This window comes from Pseudomonas sp. A-R-19 (genome assembly GCF_019956575.1).
Classification (GTDB): domain Bacteria; phylum Pseudomonadota; class Gammaproteobacteria; order Pseudomonadales; family Pseudomonadaceae; genus Aquipseudomonas.
Genome location: NZ_JAHBDR010000097.1, coordinates 1 through 21,530 on the forward strand (window position 1 = coordinate 1; position 21,530 = coordinate 21,530).

General features: G+C 59.5%; 24 protein-coding genes and 3 tRNA genes. 10 read left to right on the forward strand and 17 right to left on the reverse strand.

The annotated features are described in order from the left end of the window. From KGA88_RS27020 to KGA88_RS27055, 8 genes are all read left to right on the forward strand, one after another. Window positions 1-992, forward strand: a 992-nt coding sequence (locus tag KGA88_RS27020) for an excinuclease ABC subunit UvrC (RefSeq protein ID WP_223595485.1), incomplete at its 5' end; no start/stop codon positions are given. A gap of 32 nt (window positions 993-1,024) precedes the next feature. After that, window positions 1,025-1,585: a CDP-diacylglycerol--glycerol-3-phosphate 3-phosphatidyltransferase gene (gene pgsA / locus KGA88_RS27025; RefSeq protein WP_110659118.1), complete on the forward strand. Its 561-nt coding sequence runs from the start codon at window positions 1,025-1,027 to the stop codon at window positions 1,583-1,585. A gap of 63 nt (window positions 1,586-1,648) precedes the next feature. Continuing rightward, window positions 1,649-1,724 (forward strand) — tRNA-Gly (locus KGA88_RS27030). A gap of 46 nt (window positions 1,725-1,770) precedes the next feature. Next, window positions 1,771-1,844 (forward strand) — tRNA-Cys (locus KGA88_RS27035). 195 nt (window positions 1,845-2,039) lie between these two features. Next, window positions 2,040-2,126: transfer RNA gene (locus tag KGA88_RS27040), tRNA-Leu, on the forward strand. Window positions 2,127-2,448: 322 nt separating this feature from the next. After that, window positions 2,449-2,883: a DUF2511 domain-containing protein gene (locus KGA88_RS27045; protein WP_181432020.1), complete on the forward strand. Its 435-nt coding sequence runs from the start codon at window positions 2,449-2,451 to the stop codon at window positions 2,881-2,883. Window positions 2,884-3,696: 813 nt separating this feature from the next. Beyond that, window positions 3,697-5,244 (forward strand): phospholipase D family protein, encoded by a 1,548-nt coding sequence (locus KGA88_RS27050; RefSeq protein WP_223595487.1) that lies wholly within the window; start codon window positions 3,697-3,699, stop codon window positions 5,242-5,244. A gap of 149 nt (window positions 5,245-5,393) precedes the next feature. Next, a complete protein-coding gene (locus KGA88_RS27055) occupies window positions 5,394-5,999 on the forward strand; it encodes a hypothetical protein (protein ID WP_223595496.1) in 606 nt (201 codons plus the stop codon). A gap of 111 nt (window positions 6,000-6,110) precedes the next feature. On the opposite strand, the gene KGA88_RS27060 is transcribed toward KGA88_RS27055, so the two are convergent. Together KGA88_RS27060 and KGA88_RS27065 are read right to left on the reverse strand one after the other, a co-directional pair. Next, window positions 6,111-6,305 carry a hypothetical protein gene (locus tag KGA88_RS27060; protein ID WP_110659126.1) on the reverse strand — a complete coding sequence of 65 codons (195 nt, stop codon included), beginning with the start codon at window positions 6,303-6,305 and terminating at the stop codon, window positions 6,111-6,113. Between the two features lie 92 nt (window positions 6,306-6,397). Further along, window positions 6,398-7,240 carry an NAD(P)H-binding protein gene (locus KGA88_RS27065; protein ID WP_223595501.1) on the reverse strand — a complete coding sequence of 281 codons (843 nt, stop codon included), beginning with the start codon at window positions 7,238-7,240 and terminating at the stop codon, window positions 6,398-6,400. 179 nt (window positions 7,241-7,419) lie between these two features. On the opposite strand from KGA88_RS27065, the gene KGA88_RS27070 reads away from it, so the two are divergent. After that, window positions 7,420-8,085, forward strand: coding sequence for a TetR family transcriptional regulator (locus KGA88_RS27070; RefSeq protein ID WP_223595503.1), 666 nt, complete (start codon window positions 7,420-7,422; stop codon window positions 8,083-8,085). Between the two features lie 11 nt (window positions 8,086-8,096). Here KGA88_RS27070 and KGA88_RS27075 read toward each other — a convergent pair whose 3' ends face one another. The 10 genes from KGA88_RS27075 to KGA88_RS27120 form a co-directional block, all read right to left on the reverse strand. Continuing rightward, window positions 8,097-8,519 (reverse strand): hypothetical protein, encoded by a 423-nt coding sequence (locus KGA88_RS27075; protein ID WP_110659132.1) that lies wholly within the window; start codon window positions 8,517-8,519, stop codon window positions 8,097-8,099. A gap of 74 nt (window positions 8,520-8,593) precedes the next feature. Continuing rightward, entirely contained in the window at window positions 8,594-8,878 is a 285-nt protein-coding gene (locus KGA88_RS27080) for a hypothetical protein (protein WP_110659134.1), read from the reverse strand. Between the two features lie 206 nt (window positions 8,879-9,084). Then, window positions 9,085-9,315: a hypothetical protein gene (locus tag KGA88_RS27085; protein ID WP_007975977.1), complete on the reverse strand. Its 231-nt coding sequence runs from the start codon at window positions 9,313-9,315 to the stop codon at window positions 9,085-9,087. A gap of 130 nt (window positions 9,316-9,445) precedes the next feature. Beyond that, window positions 9,446-9,667 carry a hypothetical protein gene (locus KGA88_RS27090; protein ID WP_110659136.1) on the reverse strand — a complete coding sequence of 74 codons (222 nt, stop codon included), beginning with the start codon at window positions 9,665-9,667 and terminating at the stop codon, window positions 9,446-9,448. A gap of 72 nt (window positions 9,668-9,739) precedes the next feature. Then, window positions 9,740-10,765, reverse strand: a complete 1,026-nt coding sequence (locus tag KGA88_RS27095) for a DNA topoisomerase IB (RefSeq protein WP_223595505.1) — start codon at window positions 10,763-10,765, stop codon at window positions 9,740-9,742. A 67-nt stretch (window positions 10,766-10,832) separates the two neighbouring features. Continuing rightward, window positions 10,833-11,912: a molybdenum ABC transporter ATP-binding protein gene (modC, locus tag KGA88_RS27100; RefSeq protein ID WP_223595507.1), complete on the reverse strand. Its 1,080-nt coding sequence runs from the start codon at window positions 11,910-11,912 to the stop codon at window positions 10,833-10,835. Between the two features lie 3 nt (window positions 11,913-11,915). Continuing rightward, entirely contained in the window at window positions 11,916-12,596 is a 681-nt protein-coding gene (gene modB / locus KGA88_RS27105) for a molybdate ABC transporter permease subunit (RefSeq protein ID WP_223595510.1), read from the reverse strand. After that, window positions 12,597-13,364: a molybdate ABC transporter substrate-binding protein gene (gene modA, locus KGA88_RS27110; protein WP_110659143.1), complete on the reverse strand. Its 768-nt coding sequence runs from the start codon at window positions 13,362-13,364 to the stop codon at window positions 12,597-12,599. A 125-nt stretch (window positions 13,365-13,489) separates the two neighbouring features. Then, window positions 13,490-14,557 carry an NAD(P)H-dependent flavin oxidoreductase gene (locus KGA88_RS27115; protein ID WP_223595512.1) on the reverse strand — a complete coding sequence of 356 codons (1,068 nt, stop codon included), beginning with the start codon at window positions 14,555-14,557 and terminating at the stop codon, window positions 13,490-13,492. A 104-nt stretch (window positions 14,558-14,661) separates the two neighbouring features. Beyond that, window positions 14,662-17,115, reverse strand: coding sequence for an autotransporter (locus tag KGA88_RS27120; protein WP_223595514.1), 2,454 nt, complete (start codon window positions 17,113-17,115; stop codon window positions 14,662-14,664). A gap of 179 nt (window positions 17,116-17,294) precedes the next feature. Here KGA88_RS27120 and KGA88_RS27125 point away from each other — a divergent pair, with 179 nt between their 5' ends. After that, window positions 17,295-18,278 (forward strand): MDR family oxidoreductase, encoded by a 984-nt coding sequence (locus KGA88_RS27125; RefSeq protein ID WP_223595516.1) that lies wholly within the window; start codon window positions 17,295-17,297, stop codon window positions 18,276-18,278. On the opposite strand, the gene ada is transcribed toward KGA88_RS27125, so the two are convergent. The 5 genes from ada to KGA88_RS27150 all read right to left on the reverse strand — a co-directional run bounded on the left by ada (window position 18,279) and on the right by KGA88_RS27150 (window position 21,424). Continuing rightward, window positions 18,279-19,343: a bifunctional DNA-binding transcriptional regulator/O6-methylguanine-DNA methyltransferase Ada gene (gene ada / locus KGA88_RS27130; RefSeq protein ID WP_223595517.1), complete on the reverse strand. Its 1,065-nt coding sequence runs from the start codon at window positions 19,341-19,343 to the stop codon at window positions 18,279-18,281. Between the two features lie 87 nt (window positions 19,344-19,430). Further along, window positions 19,431-20,111 carry a DNA oxidative demethylase AlkB gene (alkB, locus tag KGA88_RS27135; RefSeq protein WP_110662531.1) on the reverse strand — a complete coding sequence of 227 codons (681 nt, stop codon included), beginning with the start codon at window positions 20,109-20,111 and terminating at the stop codon, window positions 19,431-19,433. Further along, the gene (locus KGA88_RS27140; RefSeq protein ID WP_223595525.1) at window positions 20,101-20,805 is read right to left on the reverse strand and encodes a 2OG-Fe(II) oxygenase; all 705 of its coding nucleotides are present in this window, start codon (window positions 20,803-20,805) and stop codon (window positions 20,101-20,103) included. Before KGA88_RS27140 ends, alkB begins: the two co-directional genes overlap by 11 nt. 117 nt (window positions 20,806-20,922) lie before the next feature. Next, the gene (locus KGA88_RS27145; protein ID WP_223595527.1) at window positions 20,923-21,090 is read right to left on the reverse strand and encodes a hypothetical protein; all 168 of its coding nucleotides are present in this window, start codon (window positions 21,088-21,090) and stop codon (window positions 20,923-20,925) included. Between the two features lie 31 nt (window positions 21,091-21,121). Then, window positions 21,122-21,424 (reverse strand): DUF1883 domain-containing protein, encoded by a 303-nt coding sequence (locus tag KGA88_RS27150; RefSeq protein WP_110662529.1) that lies wholly within the window; start codon window positions 21,422-21,424, stop codon window positions 21,122-21,124. Window positions 21,425-21,530: the final 106 nt, after the last annotated feature.

Sequence of the window (21,530 nt, forward strand, 5' to 3'; positions counted from 1 at the left end):
GCAAGAACTTCTTCCCGCAGGTGGGTATTGAAGAAGACGTTTCCGAAGTCATGGCCGCGTTTCTTGGCCAGTACTTCATCAGTAGTCCTGAACGCGACTTGCCGAGCGAGTTGATCGTCAATGTGGTTCACGATGACTTTCCGACACTGATTGCCGCCATCGACGAGTTGCGCGGTCGTGAACTGACCATCAGCCATCGCGTGCGGGGTACGCGGGCACGCTGGCAGCAATTGGCGGTGACCAATGCCGAGCAGGCACTGAGTGCGCGCCTGGCGAATCGTCAGCACATTACGGCACGCTTCGATGCACTGGCCGAGGTGCTCAAGCTCGATGAGCCCCCTCAACGACTCGAGTGCTACGACATCAGTCACTCCAGCGGCGAGGCAACGGTGGCGTCCTGCGTGGTGTTCGGCCCCGAAGGTCCGATCAAATCCGATTACCGTCGGTACAACATCGAAGGCGTTACGGCTGGCGATGATTACGCGGCGATGCATCAGGCATTGACCCGACGCTTCAGCAAGCTGAAGGACGGGGAGGGCAAGCTGCCGGATATCCTGCTGGTGGACGGCGGTAAGGGGCAGTTGTCCATGGCTCGCGACGTACTCGATGAGTTGGCCGTGCCTGACCTGATTCTGCTGGGTGTGGCAAAAGGCGCGACGCGCAAGGCCGGTTTCGAAACCCTGTACCTGAACGACGCTGCACATGAATTCACGTTGCGCGGCGATTCTCCCGCGCTGCACCTGATCCAGCAGATTCGCGACGAAGCCCACCGATTTGCCATCACCGGGCACCGCGCCCGGCGTGGAAAAACCCGTCGGACGTCTACACTGGAAGGCGTCGCTGGCGTCGGACCGACACGTCGGCGGGATTTGTTGAAACATTTTGGTGGATTGCAGGAGCTGTCTCGTGCAAGCATCGAAGAAATTGCCAAAGCCCCCGGGATCAGTAAAAAGCTCGCAGAGTTGATTTATGCAAATCTGCACAGCGAGTAGAATGCCCCCTCACCTCGTAGCCAGTTGTGCCGATGAATATCCCTAATCTGATTACCGTTCTACGCGTTCTGCTCATACCGATCTTCATTTTGCTGTTCTACCTGCCTTACCAGTGGAGCTACATGGCCTCGGCCTCGGTCTTCGCATTCGCTGCCGCGACCGACTGGCTGGACGGGTACCTGGCCCGCCGCCTGGAACAAAGCACACCGTTCGGGGCTTTCCTCGATCCGGTTGCCGACAAGCTGATGGTTGCGGTTGCATTGGTACTGTTGGTGCAGGAACACGGCAACCTGTGGCTCACGCTGCCAGCTGCCGTGATCATCGGTCGCGAGATTGTCGTCTCGGCACTGCGCGAGTGGATGGCCGAACTGGGCGCTCGTGCCCATGTCGCCGTGTCCAACCTGGGCAAATGGAAAACCGCCGCGCAAATGCTGGCGCTGGTGATCCTGCTGGCCAATCCCAAGGACTTCAGCTTCTGGGTCTTGCTCGGTTATACCTTGCTGATGATCTCGGCTGGCCTGACTTTGTGGTCGATGGTCCAGTACCTGCGGGCCGCCTGGCCACATCTGAAGACTGACGTTGAAAAGAAATAAAACTTTTTTGAATCAAGGGGTTGACGGCGCTTCTGAATTCTATAGAATGCGCCACACCAAGACGCGGGAATAGCTCAGTTGGTAGAGCACGACCTTGCCAAGGTCGGGGTCGCGAGTTCGAGTCTCGTTTCCCGCTCCAAGTTTGCACGCATTTGATGTCGCGCTACTGACAACAAATGTTTTGAGGCCGAGTAGCAAAATGGTTATGCAGCGGATTGCAAATCCGCCTACGCCGGTTCGATTCCGACCTCGGCCTCCACTAATAAACAAGCTCCGTAGATCTATGATTTACGGAGCTTTTTTATTTGCAGTAGCCTGCAAGATTTAGATTTGAAAAGGCTATTTGCGAACTTGCTTCACTGGGGCGGGATGTATATATTTCCACCTCTGCTGCACAAGCGTCAGAACTGCCAGATCGTTGTTTGGCAAAAACTCGACGCTTCACCGCGCTACCGCCCGAATGGCGAAACTGGTAGACGCATGGGACTTAAAATCCCCCGCTCGTAAGGGCGTGCCGGTTCGATTCCGGCTTCGGGCACCATGAATATCAAGGGCTTGCGTGAGATACCTCATGCAGGCCCTTAGTTTTTTTATTGCCGCAATTCGTCCGCATATCGCGCATTAGGAAGTTGGCTTTGGTTCCCTTGGGTGACCTATCTACGCAAGCGCACCAGGCCCTTGATATGTATCGCTCTCTCCCCGAAAGCGATAAACTCCATATTCACCATTCGCTCAGTGCGTTCGCTGAGTTGGCGTCGCGACACAACCGATAAATGCTTCAAACCCAATGGTCCGGAAGGCACCTTGGGAAGGAAAACTACGTCTGTCGTTTTGGCAGAACTCAGGATGAGAGGGAAACACAAATGGGTTTGGCAGCCTCCAAAGAGCGCATGCATCAAATTTCACCATCCGCGAATGCGTGCCCCCACTGCGGGGCAAAAAAGAAACCTTTGATACCTTCAAAGCTGGTAGGACTCGCAGCCACCGCCGGAGTAATTTACTGGTTTACTTTTCATGTCTTGTTCCCGGGCATGACTGCCTCTGTTACCCGAGCTGAGTACGGCGAGAAATGGCCTCTGACCATCTCCGAAGGAAAACTTTCCTGTGTGGATCCGTCCTCGGTTCTGCTCGAGTTCCAAGGCGTAACTTATGCAATGAACGATTCTGCGAGCAGCCATGCGAAGCAGTTCGGCTGGACCGAAGTCAATAGAATCTGGCGTAATGATCCCGAAAACAAAGGATCGAAAGTGGCGATGACACCACTTATCGAGAAAGGGCTTGCGCTCTGCGCGAAATAACCGAGTAAAGCAAAGGGGCCGCTGCAATGGCGGCTCCCGTTTAGTGCACATTGTTAGTCTCTACATCAATCTCGACACACCGACACTTTCGTTGCTCAAAGGGCTGTTGGCATGCCCGTGTTCTTTGCAACGCAAAATAAAAAGTCTGTACCAGACTCGTCAGGGCACTGTTCCAAGGGTCAACTCCATCGCTACTACAGCGGACAACCCCAGCATAATCAGCAACGCGAAAAGCAATAGGCTCAACTCAGCGAGCTGCTTATAAAGGGGCATCGGCCATTTCGTGACTCGAGCAATTGCTCTCTCAGTGGAAGCCATCACCAATTCTCACCTCTCGCGTCATACCGAATCTTGCGAGTCCAGCCGTCTCCATGATGCCAGGGACGACCGCTGTTGCGGGTCCCAAGGGGTGGTGCAACTAATGAGCCATTTCAATAGAGCGAGGATGATGCCCAATTAATTAACAGGCTGTTGGCGAGGGGCTCAAGCAAGAGAAAGGGGGAGTGGGGGAATATTCCTCAAATTTGGTGGTGAATGCCTGGTTGGGTGGGTGTAGTTCCCCATTTATGGAGAGTGTAGCGACCTTGTTTCACCCGCTTTTGGTAGCGGCTGCTTGCCTTGAGGTGGCGTGGAAGTATCGGCCTCAGGGCCTTTCAAGCTCTGGGTGTAGCTGCCGGAAAATTTCGACACGCTGCTTGAAGCGGGCTTTACTGGAACAAGTCGTGCGGATTACCGAGGGCTGCATGTTCTCGGCAGCCAGTACTGGCTGGATGCCGAGCGAAAACCACACCCTTCGAGGTTGAGGGCCAGCCCATGTCCCGGTTCCTCTGTGCCATGTTGTTCGCGCTGTTGCTCGTCGGCTGCGCTACCACGCGGCTGCCCCGCGAATTCAGCGAGGCGATACCCGCCAGCGAATCGGCTTTCGGGCGCTCGATCCAGGCTCAGGCCGCTGCGCATGAGGGGCGCTCGGGTTTTCGTTTGCTGCCCAACAGCAGTGAAGCGTTCCGGGCGCGCGCGGAGTTGATCCGCAATGCGCAGAAAACCGTCGATCTGCAGTACTACATCGTGCACAACGGTCTCAGCACCCGGGCACTGGTGCGTGAAATGCTGCTGGCTGCCGATCGCGGCGTACGGATACGTATCTTGCTCGATGACACGGCCAGCGACGGCCAGGAAGAAGTCATCGCGACCCTGGCGGTGCATCCGAACATCCATATCCGCGTCTTCAACCCTTTGCATCTGGGGCGCAGCACCATGGTCACTCGAACCATGGGCCGCCTGCTTGATCTTTCCCAACAACACCGACGCATGCACAACAAACTGTGGCTGGCCGACAACAGCGCAGCCATCGTCGGCGGACGCAACCTGGGGGATGAGTATTTTGACGCCAAGCCCGATCTCAACTTCACCGACATGGACCTGCTGTGCATCGGCCCGGTCGCCGAGCAGTTGGGACACAGCTTCGATCAGTACTGGAACAGCGCCTTGAGCCAGCCGATCACGGACTTCCTGCTCAATAAGCCGACAGCCCAAGACTTGCTCGAGAGCCGTCAACGCCTGGAGCAATCGCTGCAGGCCTCGCGTATCGAGAGCAGGGCGTTGTACAACCATCTCATGACTTACCAGACTCAACCGCAATGGGAGACTTGGCGCAAGCAACTGATCTGGGCCTATAACACGGCGATGTGGGACGCTCCGAGCAAGGTCCTGGCTGACGGAGAGCCGGCACGCGCGCTATTGATGGCCACACAACTGCGGCCTGAACTCGATGGCGTCAGTAACGAGCTGATCATGATTTCGGCTTATTTCGTCCCGCAAAAACCGGGCATGGATTATCTGCTGGGGCGTGCCGATGCCGGCGTTGATGTGCGCCTGCTGACCAACTCACTGGAAGCCACCGATGTGCCGGCGGTGCATGGCGGCTATGCACCGTATCGCAAGGCTCTGCTCGAGCATGGCGTGAAGCTCTATGAGCTGCGGCGCCAGCCGGACGATCCCGGCCGCAGCTCTTCGTTTGGTTTCAGTGGCGGCTCGGACTCCAGCTTGCACACCAAGGCCATGATCCTGGATAAGCAGAAAGTGTTTATCGGCTCGTTCAATTTCGACCCGCGTTCGGTGTTCTGGAACACTGAAGTCGGGGTGCTGGTCGACAGTCCCGAGCTGGCCGGCTACGTGCGCCAGCTGGCGCTTGAGGGCATGGCGCCGGTCATGAGTTACCAGGCCCGACTGGAAAACGGCGAAATCGTCTGGCTCACCGAGGACGACGGTCGCCTGCATACTTTGCGCAAGGAGCCCGGCAGCAAATGGCGCAGCTTCAAGGCCTGGCTCAGCGACAAGATCGGTCTGGAGAAAATGCTCTAGATCAGCAATAGGGAATTACAAAGAAGCCTCTCGAAAAGGGTGACACGATCAGGCCGGATGTCTTCTGAGGTTTTTGCCTGCACCTGCATGATTCAGGCTCCTTGCAGTAAACGGAGGGTTCTTTATGCCCTTACTTTTGAGGGTAATGAATGAAACAAGGACAAGTTTTGTTGTTGGCTTTGTTGTTTATCTTTTTAACGGGTTGCATGACCACGCCGCCAAAAGACCAAGGCAATCTCTGCAGTATTTTTCGTGAGTATCCCGACTGGTACGAGGACTCGCTGCAAATGCAGAGTGAATATGGGACGCCTGTGCATGTGGCCATGGCGATCATGAAGCAGGAAAGCAGTTTCGTGGCAGATGCATTGCCGCCGCGTGACTACCTGCTCTGGGTGATCCCTTGGGGGCGAGTCAGTTCGGCCTACGGCTATGCGCAGGCTCAAGATCCAGTGTGGGGCGAGTACAAGGGCAATACGGGCAACGGTGGTTCGCGTGACAGCTTCGACGACGCGATCATGTTTATCGGTTGGTACACCACTGGCACCCAGCGTCAGCTCGGAATCTCCAAATGGGACACCTACAATCAGTACCTGGCTTACCACGAAGGGCGTGGGGGCTTTAGCCGTAATACCTATCGCGCTAAACCGTGGCTGATGCAGGTTGCCCAGAAAGTGCAAAAGCAGTCAGAGGTTTACAACGCCCAACTCAAGCAATGTCGCCAGGAGCTGGAAGACGAACGTAGTGGGTGGTTTTAGCGCGGTAGTCGGGTGTTATGCGCAAACAAGGGTTTTCCAGCGAAGGCCAGGCAAACCCTTGTTTGTTTCTGCTCCATCACTTGTATCCTGATCGTGGTCGCCTGATGCTTTTCAGGATGCAGGGTCTGCCTTGCGGCGATCGTTGCCGGTTGGGTTGCCGGTGTTGATCAGCCTTCTTTCCAGCAGTACGTTTTCCAGAGCCTGGCGGTCTGATGGGTTCATTTGATGCTCTCGCTCCTTGAGTTCCAGCAGGATCGGGGTCGACCACTGGCGGTAGGTTTGTTCGGCACTGGATTTGAGTGACATGGGTTCCTCCTTGATCAGGCTCCTGCCAATTAAGGTGCCGCGGTTCGATACGCAAGAGACCCTAGTTGACGAAGCCTGTTGTCGCCAATGCTTTACGTCGGACGCTCATTTCCCCAGATGCCCGCAGCCGCAGTGCGCTGCACGTAGTCGTTGAAGTCGCGCGCCGGCCGCCCCAGTGCCCGCTGTACGCCATCGGCCACGGATGTATTGCGGCCGTCGAGCACGGTCGTGAACAGATACAGCACCAGATCGATGAACTGCGCGGGCAGTTGTTCCTGTGCCAATGCCTGTCGATAGGCATCCGCGGGTACGGCCACGAAATCTATCTTGCGCTGGGTGGAGCGGGCGATCTCGGTAACGGCTTCGGCAAAGGTCAACGCCCGGGGGCCGGTCAACTCGTAGAGCTGGTTGGTGTGTCCGGGCTGGGTCAGGGCTGCGACGGCACACTCGGCAATGTCCTCTGCATCGATAAAGGGCTCGGCGATATTGCTGACAGGGAGTGCGAGTTCGCCTTGTACGATTGGTTCGAGAAAGTGCGCCTCGCTGAAGTTCTGGCAAAACCAACTGGCCCGCAGAATCGTCCAGTCAAGCCCGCTGTCCTGTAAGACGCGTTCGGCCTGTTGTGCTTCGATCTCACCGCGGCCGGATAACAGAACCAGTTTGCGGACTGCACTTTTCACCGCCAGGTCGGTGAACGCCTGGATGGTCTGCAGGGCGCCGGGAACGGCGAGGTCAGGCTGGAAGGAAATGTAGACCGCATGAACACCCTCGATCACCGCGTCCCAGGTGGATCGATCTTCCCAGTCAAAAGGGGGATTGGCGTCGCGGGAGCCTCGGCGAACGGGCAGGCCGGCGGCCTCGAGTCGTTGGGTGATTCGGCGTCCGGTTTTGCCGGTGGCGCCGAGGACCAGGGTGATTGGTTGAGTGGGTTTCATCGCGTTCATCTCCATCGGTTAATGTGAGTGATGCTCATGTTTAAAAGATGATAGATCCTCATGTTTTTTCGTCAACCCACTGGATCGAGTTCCCCGACGTATGGGCATCTGTTGTTGGGCACAGGGTGTGGCGATGCTAAGGTGAGTACATGTCACGTTATTGATCGGGAAATTCACTCGTGCGCAAGAAGACCCCAGAAGCCCTTGAACAGCCTGCTGTAGAGGCTGTTCGGCGTAATCCCACGCAACAACGCAGCCGCGAACGTCAGGAGCGGATTCTGACAGCGGCGACTCAATTGATTGCGGACAAGGGCAGCGACCAACTCAAGATGAGTGAAATTGCCGAGCGCTGCGGGATCTCGATCGGTTCCCTCTACCAGTATTTCCCCGACAAGAGTTCCGTCATTCGCACGCTGGCCGAACGCTACAACGCTGAAAGCCGTCGTTGCATTACCGAGGCGATGGCGGCTGTCGAGGATGCCCAGGGCTTGCAGACGGCCTATTCGCAGTTGCTCGATCTGTACTACGAGATCGTGATGGCGACACCGGTGATGCGTGACATCTGGTCCGGCATGCAGGCCGACAAGCAGTTAATGCAACTGGAACTGGTGGAGAGCCGGGTGGCCGGAGCACTTCTGGCCCAGGCGATGCTTCGCGTGTATCCAGACCTCGATCAACAACAGGTTCAGGAGTCGGCGTTTTTGATCTGGCACCTGGGCGAGGCGACCATGCGCCTGGCGGTCACTTGCGCACCGCAGGAAGGGCGAGCACTGGTCGAGGCGTTCAAGCGTATGTCCCTGCGCGAGATCATGCAGCCCGTGCGCAAGGATGCCGACCAGCAGTAACCACGTCGCGGCTATTTCGATTTCCCGAGACCACCGCCGGTTTCACACTCGATTCTCGATTGCGCCAGGTGTTCCGTGTCGTGGTAGTAGGTGATGATCCGGGCGTTGCCAGGGATGTTGACCGATTTGCTGTTTTTGTCTTTGCTGATGGGCCGTGGGTTGGCCAGGGCTTCTTGCGACAAGGCGGCAAGGCAGCTGGCCCGATAGTCATCAGCGCATTGTCCGACGCTGCTTGTGCTGCTGGGCATCTCCTTGCCCGGGTTGCTGCAAGACCCGTTCATCGACTCCACGGGCATGCCTTGGTACTCAGGACAGGAGTGGCTTTCGATCGCCGAAACGGAGGCGCTCTGGGAGCGGGTGACAAGGTCGCAGCCTTGAGCGAATGCCAGGGCCGGGCACAAGCTGGCGATGATGATCAGGATTTTTGTGTTCATGGCTTTTGCGCTCCGATTGAGCCCTTGTGCAATGCAAGGGCCCATGGATTAGCAAATCCTGTTTCAGTCCAGACCTAAACGAAGGGCTGGCCGGCAAACCCCCGTGGCAAGCGTTGCAGGCCGGCCATCGCGGTCAGTCGCTCGGTCCAGGCCGAACGCCAGGTAACGGCGCTGTGCAGGGCTTTGGCTTTGCGCGCTGCGCGGCGGGCGGCGTTGCGTTCGGCCTTGCGTGCTTCTTTGTAGACCTCGGTGTTTCGGCAACTCCGGCATTTCACCCGATTGAGTTCACGGGTTGATACGAGGTTATTGCCGTTGTGGCCGCAGGCCAGGTGCCCGCTGACTTTGAAGTGAGTGACCATTGGAACGTCTCCTTCGTGACGTGTGAGCGGTTGACCTCACGTGAGCGGTGACGTTCGATTGGTTTTGCCCAACAAAAATCCCGGCGCCAGGCCGGGTTGTGAGAGAGGGTGAAATCCTGACAGACAGCCAGACATCCGGAAACGTCACCGTCACCGGTCATGCTGGCCGAATCGGGCCTGTCCTCGTACCGCAAGTCCGTGACGGATCACCTGAACCGCGGCAGAGGCCGGTCAACAGGTTGCAGAGACGACAGCGTGTGCCGGATCAGCGGTGTGTCCTTCTCGATGTCGTTCAGGCGATCACGAATTCTAAGAGCGGTGGGGTGCCCGCCTTGATGATCGACCCAGTCGGCGATTTCCTTGCAGGCCGCGGCCAAGCGAGCCTGACGGGAGTCCAGTAAGGTGAGCAGGGTGGTGATGGACTCTTTTTCGGACATGGGAGACACCTCCGTTCAAGAAACCTGGGTGTGGCAGCAAAAAGCCCGCCGGGAGCGAGCTTTCTGCCGTTGGGGTCGCTGATCCTTCAGCCATTTCAGTATAGACCGGTTAAAAACCGCTGGCAGGCCCTCAGCTTTGTCGGGCTGTCACTTGTGATTTAGCGTTCAGCAGCTGGCAAACACGCTGGGCGTCTTCTTCTACGTCGTAGCCGTCTCCGATGAAACCCTGGGTACGGGTATCGGCGATGCGGTACCAGACCGCGGCATCCGGTGGCAGGTGGTCATACTCACCCTCACGGCGACCATGGATGATGATCTTGTTGCACCGCTTCACGACGAAAATGTCTTCCATGGCGTCTCCGCAGCTGATTCGTGTTCAGTTCAACTATAGAAGCCATTGCTGATCGTGCAAAAAATAGACAGGTCAATTCGTCGGTTCAGGCGCTGCCGCAATCCGCTCAAGGAAGATCGCCAGCCCGACTTCCTCGGCCGAAAGCCCTTTGCGCGCCCTCGGCCTGGGCAGTTGTGCCAGGTCGCCGAGAAGGAAACCGTCCAGCACCGCCGGGTGGATGTAGCACTTGCGGCACACGGCCGGGGTATTGCCCAGTTGCCTGGCAACGTTCTTGATCATCTCCACCAGGTGCCGCCTGGCGTCCGTTTCAGGCTGCCAGTGCAGCTTGCGCAATATCGCCAGCGCCAGCACGCTGCCGGCCCAGGTGCGGTAATCCTTGGCGGTGAAATCGGCGCCGCTGAGCGTTTGCAAATAGCTGTTGATGTCGGAGGAACTGACAGTGCGCCGGTCACCGTTTTCATCCAGATACTGAAACAGGTTCTGCCCGGGCATTTCCTGGCATCGCTTGATGATCCGGGCCAGTCGCCGGTCTTTCACGGTGATCTGGTGTTCGACGCCACTTTTGCCGCGGAACTGGAACAGGATGGCACTGCCGTTGATCTCTACGTGGCGGCTGCGCAAGGTCGTCAGGCCGTAGGAGCGGTTGTCCCGGGCGTATTGGCTGTTGCCAATACGGATCAGTGTCGTGTCGAGCAGGGTAATGACCGTGGCCATGACTTTGTCGCGACTGAATCCCGGTGCCGCCAACACCGCTTCCAGCCGTTGGCGCAGTTTCGGCAACGCCAGCCCGAAGTCACGCAGGCGCAAGTATTTGTCGGCGTCGCGTACCTCTCGCCAGCGGGGGTGATAACGGTATTGTTTGCGACCCCGGGCATCCCGGCCAGTGGCCTGCAGATGCCCGTGTGGATCGGCGCAGATCCACACCTCGGTATAGGCGGGTGGCACCGCGAGTGCGTTGAGACGGTCGATCGCGTCGGGGCCGGTGATGCGTTGTCCCGTCGGGTCGAAATAGGCGAATTTTCCGCGCAGCTTCCTACGGGTGATGCCCGGTTGAGTGTCATCGACGTAATGCAGGTCAGGAGGCAGAACATCGGGCATGGCGATTGTCCCGGGCGATGGTCGTTACAGCCATTGACCCCGCTCCGCTGCAGTCGTGCCGGTGGATTTACGCCAGCACCGCGACCGCTTTGATTTGTGCCCAGAGTTGTTGGCCAGGGTGGACGTTGAGTTGGTCGCGGGAATAACGCGTGATCCGCGCCAGCAACGGCGAGCCTGCGGCGTCCAGGCGAATCAGCACGTGAGCGGCGTTGTCGGCGCTCATTTCACTGACCACGGTGACCGGCAGGCGATTGAGAATGCTGCTTTGCCCGGCACTGTCCAGGCTCAGGCTCACGTCTCGCGCCTGGACCTTGCAGCGCAGTGCCTGGCCCGCATCCATAGGCGTATGAGGCACACGAATATTGAGGGAAGTGTCGGGCAATTGCAGGCTGAGCAACTGATACTCGGCGTCATAGGCGCTGACACGACCTTCGATCACCACACCGGCGTCATCGCCCATTGCCAGCGGCAAGTCGAGGCGCGCGAGGGTCTGGCCGATCGGGCCGCTGGCCAGTGCCTTGCCGCTGCTGAGCAAGACGATATGGTCGGCCAGCCGCGCGACTTCATCCTGGGAGTGGCTGACGTACAGCACCGGGATGTCGAGCTCGTCATGCAGGCGTTGCAAGTAGGGCAGGATTTCATTCTTGCGTTGCGCATCCAGCGCGGCCAAAGGCTCGTCCATCAACAGCAATTTCGGGCTGGTGAGCAAGGCGCGGGCCACGCCGACCCGCTGCCGCTCACCGCCCGATAGGTGTTGCGGGTGCCGGTCGAGCAAATGGCTGATGCCCAGCAACTCGGTGGCGTGGGCCATGTCGACCCGGCGCTGCGGCTTGGGGATGCGCTTGAGGCCGAACTCCAGGTTGGCCAGCACCGACAGATGAGGAAACAGGCTGGCTTCCTGGAACACGTAGCCCAGTGCGCGTTTGTGTGGCGCGACGAAGACCCTGTTCTCGCTGTCTTGCCAGACTTCATCGTTGACCTGGATAAAGCCTTGATCGGCCCGTTCCAGGCCGGCGATGCAGCGCAGGCAAGTGGTCTTGCCCGAGCCGGAATGACCGTAAAGCGCGGTGACGCCACGGCCCGGCAGTTGCAGGTCGACGTCGAGGGCGAACCCCGGGTAATCCAGTTTCAGGCGCATTTGAATCATTGATCAGCTCCAGCCCGCTTTGGTTTTTCGGCTGGAATACAGCGCCAGCAAGACGGCAAACGAGAACACCAGCATCGCCCCGGCCAGCCAATGGGCCTGGGCGTATTCCATGGCTTCGACGTGATCGTAGATCTGCACCGAGACCACGCGGGTCTTCTCGGGAATGTTGCCGCCGATCATCAGCACCACGCCGAACTCGCCGACGGTGTGGGCGAAACCGAGAATGGCCGCGGTAATGAAACCTGGGCGCGCGAGGGGCAGCGTTACGCTGAAAAAGGTGTCCCAGGGATTGGCCCGCAGCGTCGCGGCCACTTCGAGCGGGCGCGTACCCATCGCGGAAAAAGCATTTTGCAGCGGCTGGACCACGAACGGCATTGAATACAACACCGAACCGATCACCAGCCCCGCGAAACTGAAAGTGAGGGTGCCAAGGCCGAGTGATTGGGTGAACTGGCCAACGAACCCGTGAGGGCCGAGCGCCAGCAACAGATAAAAACCAATCACCGTCGGTGGCAGCACCAGGGGCAGGGCGACAATCGCCCCGACCGGGCCGCGCAACCAGGAGCGGGTGCGCGAGAGCCATAACGCAATCGGAGTGCCGACAATCAGCAGGATGACGGTCGTCAGGGACGCCAGTTTCAGGGTCAGCCAAATGGCGGAAAAATCGGCACTCGATAGCGACATTTAGATTTCGTAGCCGTAGGACTTGATGACAGCGGCCGCTTTCGGCCCCTTGAGGTAGTCAACCAATGCCTTGGCGGCCGGGTTGTCCTTGCCCTTGTTGAGAATCACCGCGTCCTGTTTGATCGGGTCGTGCAGGCTGGCTGGAACGATCCAGGCCGAACCGCTGGTGATCTTGCCGTCCTTGTAGATCTGCGAGAGGGCGACAAAACCCAGCTCGGCGTTGCCGGTGGAGACGAACTGGTAGGCCTGGCTGATGTTCTGGCCTTCCACGATCTTGTCCTTGACCTTGTCGGTCAGACCTTCCTTGGCCAGCACCTGGGTAGCCGCCAGGCCGTAAGGTGCAGCCTTCGGATTGGCGATGGACAGGTGCTGGTACTCGTTCTTCTTCAACACATCGCCCTTGGCATCGACGTAACCTTCCTTGGCCGACCACAGCGCCAGGGTGCCGACTGCGTAAGTGAAACGCGAACCCTTGACGGTGTCGCCTTCGGCTTCAAGTTTTTTCGGCGTGCTGTCGTCTGCCGAGAGGAACACTTCGAACGGAGCGCCGTTCTTGATCTGGGTGTAGAACTGGCCGGTGGCACCAAAGGAGGTCACCAGTTTGTGCCCGGTGTCTTTTTCGAAATCAGCGGCGATGGCCTGGATCGGCGCGGTGAAGTTGGCGGCGACAGCCACCTGGACTTCGTCCGCCTGGGCTGAGCCGAAGGCGAATACGGCGAGAAGGCTCGCCAGGCAGGTAGGGGCAAAACGTGAGGCACGAATGGTCATGAAACGGCTCCGTTAAAGGCAATTGCAGCAGGGGGTGATTCGTTATGTAGAGAAATATATAGCGAATTGCCTTTAAACGGAATGTGCGCGCATAAAATTGTATACAATTTCACTGCGGATGACCCTCAGGGGCGACGTAGCAGTCTCGCCAATCCTTCCTCAGCCAGTTGCCGGGTCAGTGCCGCGGTGGTCAATTCGGCTCCGAGGGTAAATGCCTGGCCGGCCCAAAGGTTGCTGAAATCCGCTTCGTCCTTGGCCCGCAACGGCATCAGCGCGCCACCGGCAAGGGGGAAGGCCGGAGCCTTGGCGCTCATCGGCCCCAGTTCACGCATCACTCGATTGAGGATGCCCCGGGCCGGGCGACCGGTGAACACGTTGGTGACCGCCGTCTCGCTTTCCTTGGCGGTACGCAACGCTTTGTGATGGGACGGGCTGACCTTGGCCTCAGGCGTGAACAGGTAGGCCGTACCCACCTGCACCGCCGAAGCGCCCAGCATGAAGGCAGCGGCGACGCCTCGGGCGTCAGCGATGCCGCCGGCGGCAATCACCGGCACTTTCACGGCATCGACGACTTGCGGCACCAGGGCGAAAGTCCCGACCTGGCTACTCAGGTCATCGCTGAGAAACATCCCGCGATGGCCACCGGCTTCAAAACCCATGGCAATGATTGCATCGCAACCATGCTGCTCCAGCCACACGGCTTCGGCGACGGTGGTGGCCGAGGACAGCACTTTCGCACCGGTGGCCTTGACCCGGTCGAGCAGGGATTTTTCCGGCAGGCCAAAGTGGAAACTCACCACTTCGGGGCGAAATTCCTCGACCACTTCGCAGGCCGCATTATCGAACGGCGCCCGGTTGGACACGGGGGTTGGCGCAGCGAAATCGGCGCCGAGTTCCTGGTAGTACGGCTGCAGCAGGTTTTTCCAGTCCTGCGCGCGTTGCTCGTCAGGGGCTGGAGGTTGATGGCAGAAGAAATTGACATTGATCGGGCGCTGGGTGTGCTGGCGGATGGTTCTCAGCTCTTCGCGCAGTTGATCGGTGCTGAGCATCGCCGCTGGCATCGAACCCAGGCCACCGGCATTGCTGGCTGCAATCACCATGGCCGAATTCGTGGCACCGGCCATCGGTCCCTGGATGATCGGCAGTTCGATCCCGAGCAGGTCAAGAATGCGGGTATCTGGCCATTGGTTCATGTGCTGTGTTCTCCGACGTTGAAACAGGGCAGGGACGGTAGAACAGGATTTGTAACGCAACGACTGGCGCAAGGCCAGTCGTCATTTCAGCTTGCCGGGTTTCTTCAGCGGCGGTGGAAGACTCCACCGCCACCACCGAAGGAGTGATTCATCACCTGGGAAGAATTGTGGAAATTGTTGAAGCGATCATTGCCGAAGGAGCGGGCATCGTACTCACGATTGAGATTCTGCACCTGGCTGGTATTGGCTGGGGCGGCACGGGTTGCACCGCCCTGGACCATGGATTGCCAGCCGCTGTCGGTCCGCTTGTAAACGTTGCCATCATGGCCGGCGTACACGTTGTCGCCGACATGCGCCACGCCGCCGTTGCGATCATGGATGCCGCCGTATTGAGTGGTGTTGCCAGTATTGGGGTTGTAGACGGCACCGCGATTGGCGCTGACCTGGGTGCCGGTGCGAACGTTGCCGGCCGTCACATGCTGGCCGGCAATGGCGCCACCGTCGGGACCGACGGCCACGCCGCTGCGGCCAGCGGCGTAGTTGCCGGTATAGACGTTATGTACCGCGCCGCGCTGGCCTGCCGCGGCGACGCCGGTCCGCGAGTTGTAGGAGGCGCCAACCTGGCCGGCCCAGCGATTACCGGTCCAGGCGTTGTAACCGGCGCCGTAGCGGCTGACCGAAGCGCGGTCGCCCCACTGGCGGTAGATGTTGCCAGTGGTGCCGGCCCAGCCGCCGGGGCCCCAGGCGACAGCGCCACCATGATAGCCGTAAGCGGCTCCGCCCCAAGGCATTGGCGCAGGGTACAGATGCGGCCCCCAGGCGTAACCCCAGCCGTAATTGCCCCACCACGGATAGGCGCCCCAGCCCCAACCGACGGCGACTGTGCTGCCGCCCCAGCTCCAGCCGAAGCCGAAGCCGAACGTCCAGCCCGTCCACGGGGTGTAGCGAATCGCCACGCCAAAGCCATAGGTCACCGGCGGGCCGTACCAGACACTGCCCACCCACGGCGTATACGGATAACCGGTGCCATACACCACCACACCGCTGTCAGGGTCCAGTGTCGAGCCCTGATAGCCCGGCGTGTAACCGACGACGACGGTATCGCCGCTGGCTTCGTAGACTTTCACGTAAGTGATGTAGTGCATCGGTGAACTGGGTGGAATCGAATAGATCACCGCCGGTACTGAAGAGGCGACCTCCCAGGGGCCTTGCACCGACGTGGCGACGAACCAGACACCGTTCTCCACCGCGTACCAGCTGTGTGCATCGACCATGATGATCGGCATCGGGCTGTTGACCACGTATTGCAAGGGCGTGCCCTGGATGGCCTTGAGTTGCGGTTCGCCGTCGATCGGCGGCTTGCTCATTTTTACCTGGCTTTTCTTGATCGCCGAGGTCTGCGGGATGGTCGCGGCAATGGCGGCTTCCTTGGCCTGCGGGGTGCCGGCCACCGAGGCTTTCACGTTTTCCTTGGGGCTGTCATCGGGAATGTTGGCGAAGTCTGCGGGTAGTTTGTCCGCGCCCACAAAGGTCCAGGGGCCTTTCATGTCACTGGCGCGGAACCAGCGTCCCGAGATCAGCACATAGCTGTCCTGATCGCCGATTTCCTTGAAAATATGCCCGGTGGTGTTGGTCACATACAGCAGTTTGGTGTTCTGGATCGGCTGCCATTGGGGCGCGCCGTCAGTAACGATCAGCTCGGTCGGGACCGTGGCGATGTAGATTTGCGGAATCGGCGGTTTGGCCAGCGTCGGTATCTTGTCCTTCGGGTCGCTCTGGCCTGTCAGCAGGTCCACCTGGCGACTCTGGATGGCGTCTTTTTTGGCTTTTTCCAGCTCGGCGGACGGCGAGGGCAGGGGCGCATACTGCCCGCCCAGGTTGTCCGCGACCATCCAGCCATCGAATACGTGCAGGTAATGCTTGCCCTGTGCGTCCTTGAGCAGCAATGGCCGGGTGTTGATCACCCGTTGCAGCGAGGTGCCATCAACCGGGCGATAGGCGGGTTCGCCATCGATGTACACCAACAACGCTGGCACCTCGGACGAAATAATCGTCGGCGGAGTATTTTCCAGTGGCGCGCTGCTGGACTTCTGCTCGGCGGCGATCACGCCGAGCGCGGCTTCGAGTTGGTCCAGGGAAATGGTTTTGGTGCGCTTCTCGGCGTCTTGCTTCACCGCGGCGACCCAGCTGTCAGCCTTGGTTGCGCTATCGGGGAAGTCGGCCTTGGTGAGGGTGTACTGGTCGAGCGCCACCCAGCGAGTGGCCTTGTCGACCAATGTGTGGGCGCTGAACTGCACGATGCCATAAGTGGATTTGCCATCGGTGCCCGTGGCCTCCACAGCGGCCCGCGCGTTCAGGGTGTAGCCGTCCCAGCTGTCCAGTTGCGGCTGGTAGATGGTCAATTTGGTGTCGCCGGCAGCCAGCACCTGTGGCCAGCTGGGGGCCGCCGGCGCCTGAGTCGCGGGTGGTTGGGCGGGTTGCGCGGGTGCCGCCTGCGTACCGCTGAGCGGAAGCAGGCAGAGCATCAGTAAAACGGTGAATAAACGCAGTTGAGGCATTGTCAGCTCCATCGACAAGACAGGTTCTTGCGGCATTTCAAGGTTGCGAAAAAGCATAGCCGCCGTCAATGAAAACGCCCGGCGGTCTGCCGGATTGGCTTAAAGTCGGGTACGGCAATCGGTTGCCATGTGTTATTTCATTTGCACCACCACCAGACTGATTCCATTGAGAGGCCGTAATGTTCAAAGGTATTTTGATCGACAAAGACGACAGCGGTTATCGGGCCACACTGCAAGAGATCGAGGACGATCAGTTACCCGAGGGCGATGTCACGGTGCGTGTTGCCTACAGCACGCTGAACTTCAAGGATGGCCTGGCGATCACCGGCAGCAGCCCGGTGGTGCGCAAATTTCCGATGGTGCCGGGCATCGACCTGGCCGGGGTCGTCGAGGCCAGCGGGCATCCGGACTACACGGTCGGTGACGCCGTCCTGCTCAATGGCTGGGGCGTGGGCGAAGGGCATTGGGGAGGATTGGCCCAGAAGGCTCGCCTCAATGGCGACTGGCTGATTCCACTGCCCAAGGCTTTTACCGCGGCCCAGTCGATGGCCATCGGTACGGCGGGTTATACGGCCATGCTGTGCATCCTGGCTCTTGAGCACAATGGCGTGACGCCCGGGCAGGGCGAAATCCTGGTCACTGGCGCCAACGGTGGCGTCGGCAGTTTCGCCATCGCATTGCTCAGCAAGCTCGGCTACCGGGTGGTTGCCTCCACCGGCCGGACCTCGGAGCACGATTACCTGAAGCGGCTGGGTGCTGGCGAAATCATCGATCGCGCCACCCTGTCCGAGCCAGGCAAGCCGTTGGCCAAGGAACGCTGGGCGGCCGTCATCGATTCGGTCGGCAGCCACACCCTGGCCAATGCGTGCGCCAGCACCAAGGCCAACGGCACCGTCGCGGCCTGCGGTCTGGCCCAGGGCATGGACTTTCCGGCTTCCGTTGCGCCGTTCATCTTGCGCGGCGTGACCCTGGCCGGCATCAACAGCGTGACCCAACCCAAAGCCAAGCGGGTGCAAGCCTGGAATCGCCTGGCCACGGACCTGGACTTCAATCTGTTGCCGCTGATCAGCCATGAAATCGGCTTGAGCGAAGCCATCGATGCCGCGCCGCGCTTGCTGGCCGGGCAATTGCGCGGGCGCGTGGTGGTGGATGTGAATCGCTGATTACGTCGACTCACGCTCCAGCAACTGGCGCTTGCGCTCGACACCCCAGCGATAGCCCGACAGATTGCCATCGCTGCGCACCACGCGATGGCACGGGATCGCCACGGCCAGGCTGTTCGCGCCGCAGGCTTGAGCCACGGCGCGAACGGCTTTGGGCGAACCGATGCGCAGGGCGACATCGGCGTAGCTTGCCGTGCTGCCGACCGGAATCTCCCGCAGCGCTTGCCAGACCCTTTCCTGAAAAGCGGTACCGCGCACGTCCAATGGCAGGTCCAGGCCAATCGCCGGCGCCTCGATAAAGCCGACGACCCTGGCAATCAATTGCTCGAATTCATGATCGGCACCCATCAGGTTGGCGCGCCGGAACTTGTCTTGCAGATCACAGACCAGTTGGTGCGGATCATCGCCCAGCAGGATCGCGCAAACTCCGCGCTCGCTCTGCGCCACCAGGATCGCGCCCAGCGAGCACTGGCCAATGGCAAATCGAATGTCATTGTTTTGACCGGCGGCGCGGTAATCCCCGGGCTTCATCCCGAGCAGTTGGTCTGCCGCTTCATAAAATCGGCTGTTGGAGTTGAAGCCGGCGTCATACAGGGCATCGGTCACCGAGCCGCCGTTCGCCAGGCGCTCGCGCACCTTGCGTGAGCGATGGGCATCGGCGTAGCCCTTGGGCGTCAGGCCGGTGACGGCTTTGAACACGCGATGGAAGTGAAAGCTGCTCAGTCCCGCCGCCTCGGCCAATTCGCCCAGGGTGGGCAGCGTTTCGGCGCTTTCGATCTGGCGGCAGGCAGTGGCCACGGTGGCGGCATGCTGCGCGGCGAGTTCGCTCTGATCCTTCGCCGCGCGCTTGCTCGGACGATAACCCGCGGCCCGGGCCTGTTCGGCGCTGTCGAAGAATTCGACATTCTGTGGTTTGGGCAGGCGCGCGAGGCTGCTGGGATTACAGTAGATGCCTGTGGTCTTCACGGCATAGACAAACTGCCCGTCAGCCTTGGGGTCGCGCGCGACCACGGCGGCCCAGCGCGGATCGTTTTCAGTGGTGATCTTGGTCGATTGGGTTGTCATGGCGTCACGTCCATTGAGGGGGTGCCTGCACATTAACCATGGGGCAATTGCCACACACTCCGGCGCTTGCGGTCAAATTCGCAATCTTTACCCAGCGGTACGGAAGGTGAAGTTGATGCGCTGCTCGCCGAGTTTCGGGTGATGCCCGTCCTTGATCGGCAACACGCCGTGATAACGCAGGCGATCCACGCCACCCCAGACCACAATGTCGCCATGCAGCAGGGGAACGCGCTGGCTTTTGTCGCTGCGGGCAAAGCCGCCGAACAGGAACATCGCCGGCAACCCCAGCGAGACCGAAACGATGGGCGCTGCGTAGGAATGTTCGTCCTTGTCTTGATGCAATGACATTTTTGCCCCGGGAATGTAGCGGTTGATCAGGCAGGCGTCAGGCGCAAAATCGCTGAAGCCTGCTGCCTGCGCCGCCGCTTGCGCCAACTGCAAAAACACTTCGGGCATCATCGGCCAGGGCCGGCCGGTCTGCGGATCGTGGCGGGTGTACCGATAACCGCTGCGGTCTGTGGTCCAGCCGAGTGTGCCACAACTGCTCAAGGCGACCGACATGGTAAAGCCGCCGGGCGTGACCATCTGCCGAAACGGCGCGGCCGCCAGTACTTCTTCCAGGGCGGGCAGCAAGCGCTCCAGCCAGGGCAGGGCAAAGCCTCTGAGTACGTAGGACTGTTCGCCGATCTGCTCGCGCCTGGGCTGTTGCGCGGGTTCTGCATCGGCAAACAGATCGAAAGTCAGCGGATTCATGGGGTCATGACGCATCGTGAAAGATGATTCCAAGGGTATGCCGTTTGCCGCCGTGCAGGCGACTCACGCCGTGACGCAGGGTCACGCGGTAGTAACCACGAGTCCCTTTGACCGGCCGCTGGTTGACGGCAAAGATCAGCCCGTCACCTTTGTTCAGGCCGATGACCATCGGGCGTGACTGCATGCGCGGACGCTGTTCGGTCATGACAAATTCACCGCCGGTGAAATCTTGCTCGGGGTCTGAAAGCAAAATCGCCACCTGCAGTGGGAAAACGTGCTCACCGTACAGATCCTGATGCAGGCAGTTGTAGTCCTGCGCACCATATTGCAGCAACAACGGCGTCGGACGGTTCTGACCGGCGGCATGGCAGCGTTCGAGGAAGGCCGGATGAGATTCGGGAAAGCGCCCCGGCAAACCCATCTGCTCATGCCAGCGATTGGCGATGGGCACCAGTCGTGGGTAGAGTGCGCTGCGCAAACGGGCCACGAGTTCCGGCAAAGGGTAGCTGAAATACTTGTACTCGCCCCGGCCAAACCCGTGGCGAGCCATCACCACGTGCGAGCGAAAAGGCTCGGTTTGGGGGTACAAGGCGCTGATTTGCCCGCAAGCCTTGTGGCTCAGCAGTGTCGGGATGACGGCGTAACCGTCCTGATCAAGTTGCTGTTCCAGCAGGGGCCAGTCCAGCCTGTCCAGATAGTGTTCGCTCATTGCCGGGCCTCTTGTTGTTGAGGTGGCCAGTCTGGACGGCAAGGATGACGCAGGCACTCCGCTGCTTGCGGTCGAATTGCGAGTGGGAGCCGACGTCCATTGTCGCTCCGGATCGCGTTACAGCGCTTTGCTGACGCTGATGTCGCTGATGACGTCGTCTTGTCCATGAATGGCATCCAGCGCCGCTTTGGCTTCTTCTGCGGTACCCTTTTCAAGCTGGGCAAACTCGAAGCGGCGCTCACCGTTGAGTTTGTATTTGATGACGTACTTGGTCGTTTGGGCCACGGTAGTATCTGCCTGTCTTGTGTTTCGTTGATCAGCTCAGTTTCGTGCTGGAACGGCGAATGATTTTGATCGAGTGAGTCAGGGTGGGTTTGCGTGTCACGCTGATCGCGCGGTGACTCACGGTGTCGATGGTGATGTTCCAGAAACCGGTGCTCGGCGCGGTGATGCGGGCCGGAAAGGTGTCGAAGGCTCCACCGTGATAGGTGTGACGACCGCCATTCTTGAAGCTGCGGAAGTTGGCGTCGTTCATTAAACGGATGTTGCACATTTGGGAGCATTGAATGACGACAATGTCGTCCTCATTGAGGTGCTCGCGCTGATGGATAAATTTCATGAGGCGCCTCCAGAAGGGCTTTTTCTACAAAATCAAAACGATAGCATGGGCGATTGGCGCAGTTTATCAGCCCGAAGGCCTTATTATCCGGCCACTTTGACAATTA

Bases quoted from the DNA above. Each gene is read 5' to 3' on its own strand.
- pgsA (WP_110659118.1), top strand. From the start codon at position 1,025: ATGAATATCCCTAATCTGATTACCGTTCTACGCGTTCTGCTCATACCG.
- KGA88_RS27045 (WP_181432020.1), top strand. From the start codon at position 2,449: ATGGGTTTGGCAGCCTCCAAAGAGCGCATGCATCAAATTTCACCATCC.
- KGA88_RS27050 (WP_223595487.1), top strand. From the start codon at position 3,697: ATGTCCCGGTTCCTCTGTGCCATGTTGTTCGCGCTGTTGCTCGTCGGC.
- KGA88_RS27055 (WP_223595496.1), top strand. From the start codon at position 5,394: ATGAAACAAGGACAAGTTTTGTTGTTGGCTTTGTTGTTTATCTTTTTA.
- KGA88_RS27060 (WP_110659126.1), bottom strand. From the start codon at position 6,305: ATGTCACTCAAATCCAGTGCCGAACAAACCTACCGCCAGTGGTCGACC.
- KGA88_RS27065 (WP_223595501.1), bottom strand. From the start codon at position 7,240: ATGAAACCCACTCAACCAATCACCCTGGTCCTCGGCGCCACCGGCAAA.
- KGA88_RS27075 (WP_110659132.1), bottom strand. From the start codon at position 8,519: ATGAACACAAAAATCCTGATCATCATCGCCAGCTTGTGCCCGGCCCTG.
- KGA88_RS27080 (WP_110659134.1), bottom strand. From the start codon at position 8,878: ATGGTCACTCACTTCAAAGTCAGCGGGCACCTGGCCTGCGGCCACAAC.
- KGA88_RS27085 (WP_007975977.1), bottom strand. From the start codon at position 9,315: ATGTCCGAAAAAGAGTCCATCACCACCCTGCTCACCTTACTGGACTCC.
- KGA88_RS27090 (WP_110659136.1), bottom strand. From the start codon at position 9,667: ATGGAAGACATTTTCGTCGTGAAGCGGTGCAACAAGATCATCATCCAT.
- KGA88_RS27095 (WP_223595505.1), bottom strand. From the start codon at position 10,765: ATGCCCGATGTTCTGCCTCCTGACCTGCATTACGTCGATGACACTCAA.
- modC (WP_223595507.1), bottom strand. From the start codon at position 11,912: ATGATTCAAATGCGCCTGAAACTGGATTACCCGGGGTTCGCCCTCGAC.
- modB (WP_223595510.1), bottom strand. From the start codon at position 12,596: ATGTCGCTATCGAGTGCCGATTTTTCCGCCATTTGGCTGACCCTGAAA.
- modA (WP_110659143.1), bottom strand. From the start codon at position 13,364: ATGACCATTCGTGCCTCACGTTTTGCCCCTACCTGCCTGGCGAGCCTT.
- KGA88_RS27115 (WP_223595512.1), bottom strand. From the start codon at position 14,557: ATGAACCAATGGCCAGATACCCGCATTCTTGACCTGCTCGGGATCGAA.
- KGA88_RS27120 (WP_223595514.1), bottom strand. From the start codon at position 17,115: ATGCCTCAACTGCGTTTATTCACCGTTTTACTGATGCTCTGCCTGCTT.
- KGA88_RS27125 (WP_223595516.1), top strand. From the start codon at position 17,295: ATGTTCAAAGGTATTTTGATCGACAAAGACGACAGCGGTTATCGGGCC.
- ada (WP_223595517.1), bottom strand. From the start codon at position 19,343: ATGACAACCCAATCGACCAAGATCACCACTGAAAACGATCCGCGCTGG.
- alkB (WP_110662531.1), bottom strand. From the start codon at position 20,111: ATGCGTCATGACCCCATGAATCCGCTGACTTTCGATCTGTTTGCCGAT.
- KGA88_RS27140 (WP_223595525.1), bottom strand. From the start codon at position 20,805: ATGAGCGAACACTATCTGGACAGGCTGGACTGGCCCCTGCTGGAACAG.
- KGA88_RS27150 (WP_110662529.1), bottom strand. From the start codon at position 21,424: ATGAAATTTATCCATCAGCGCGAGCACCTCAATGAGGACGACATTGTC.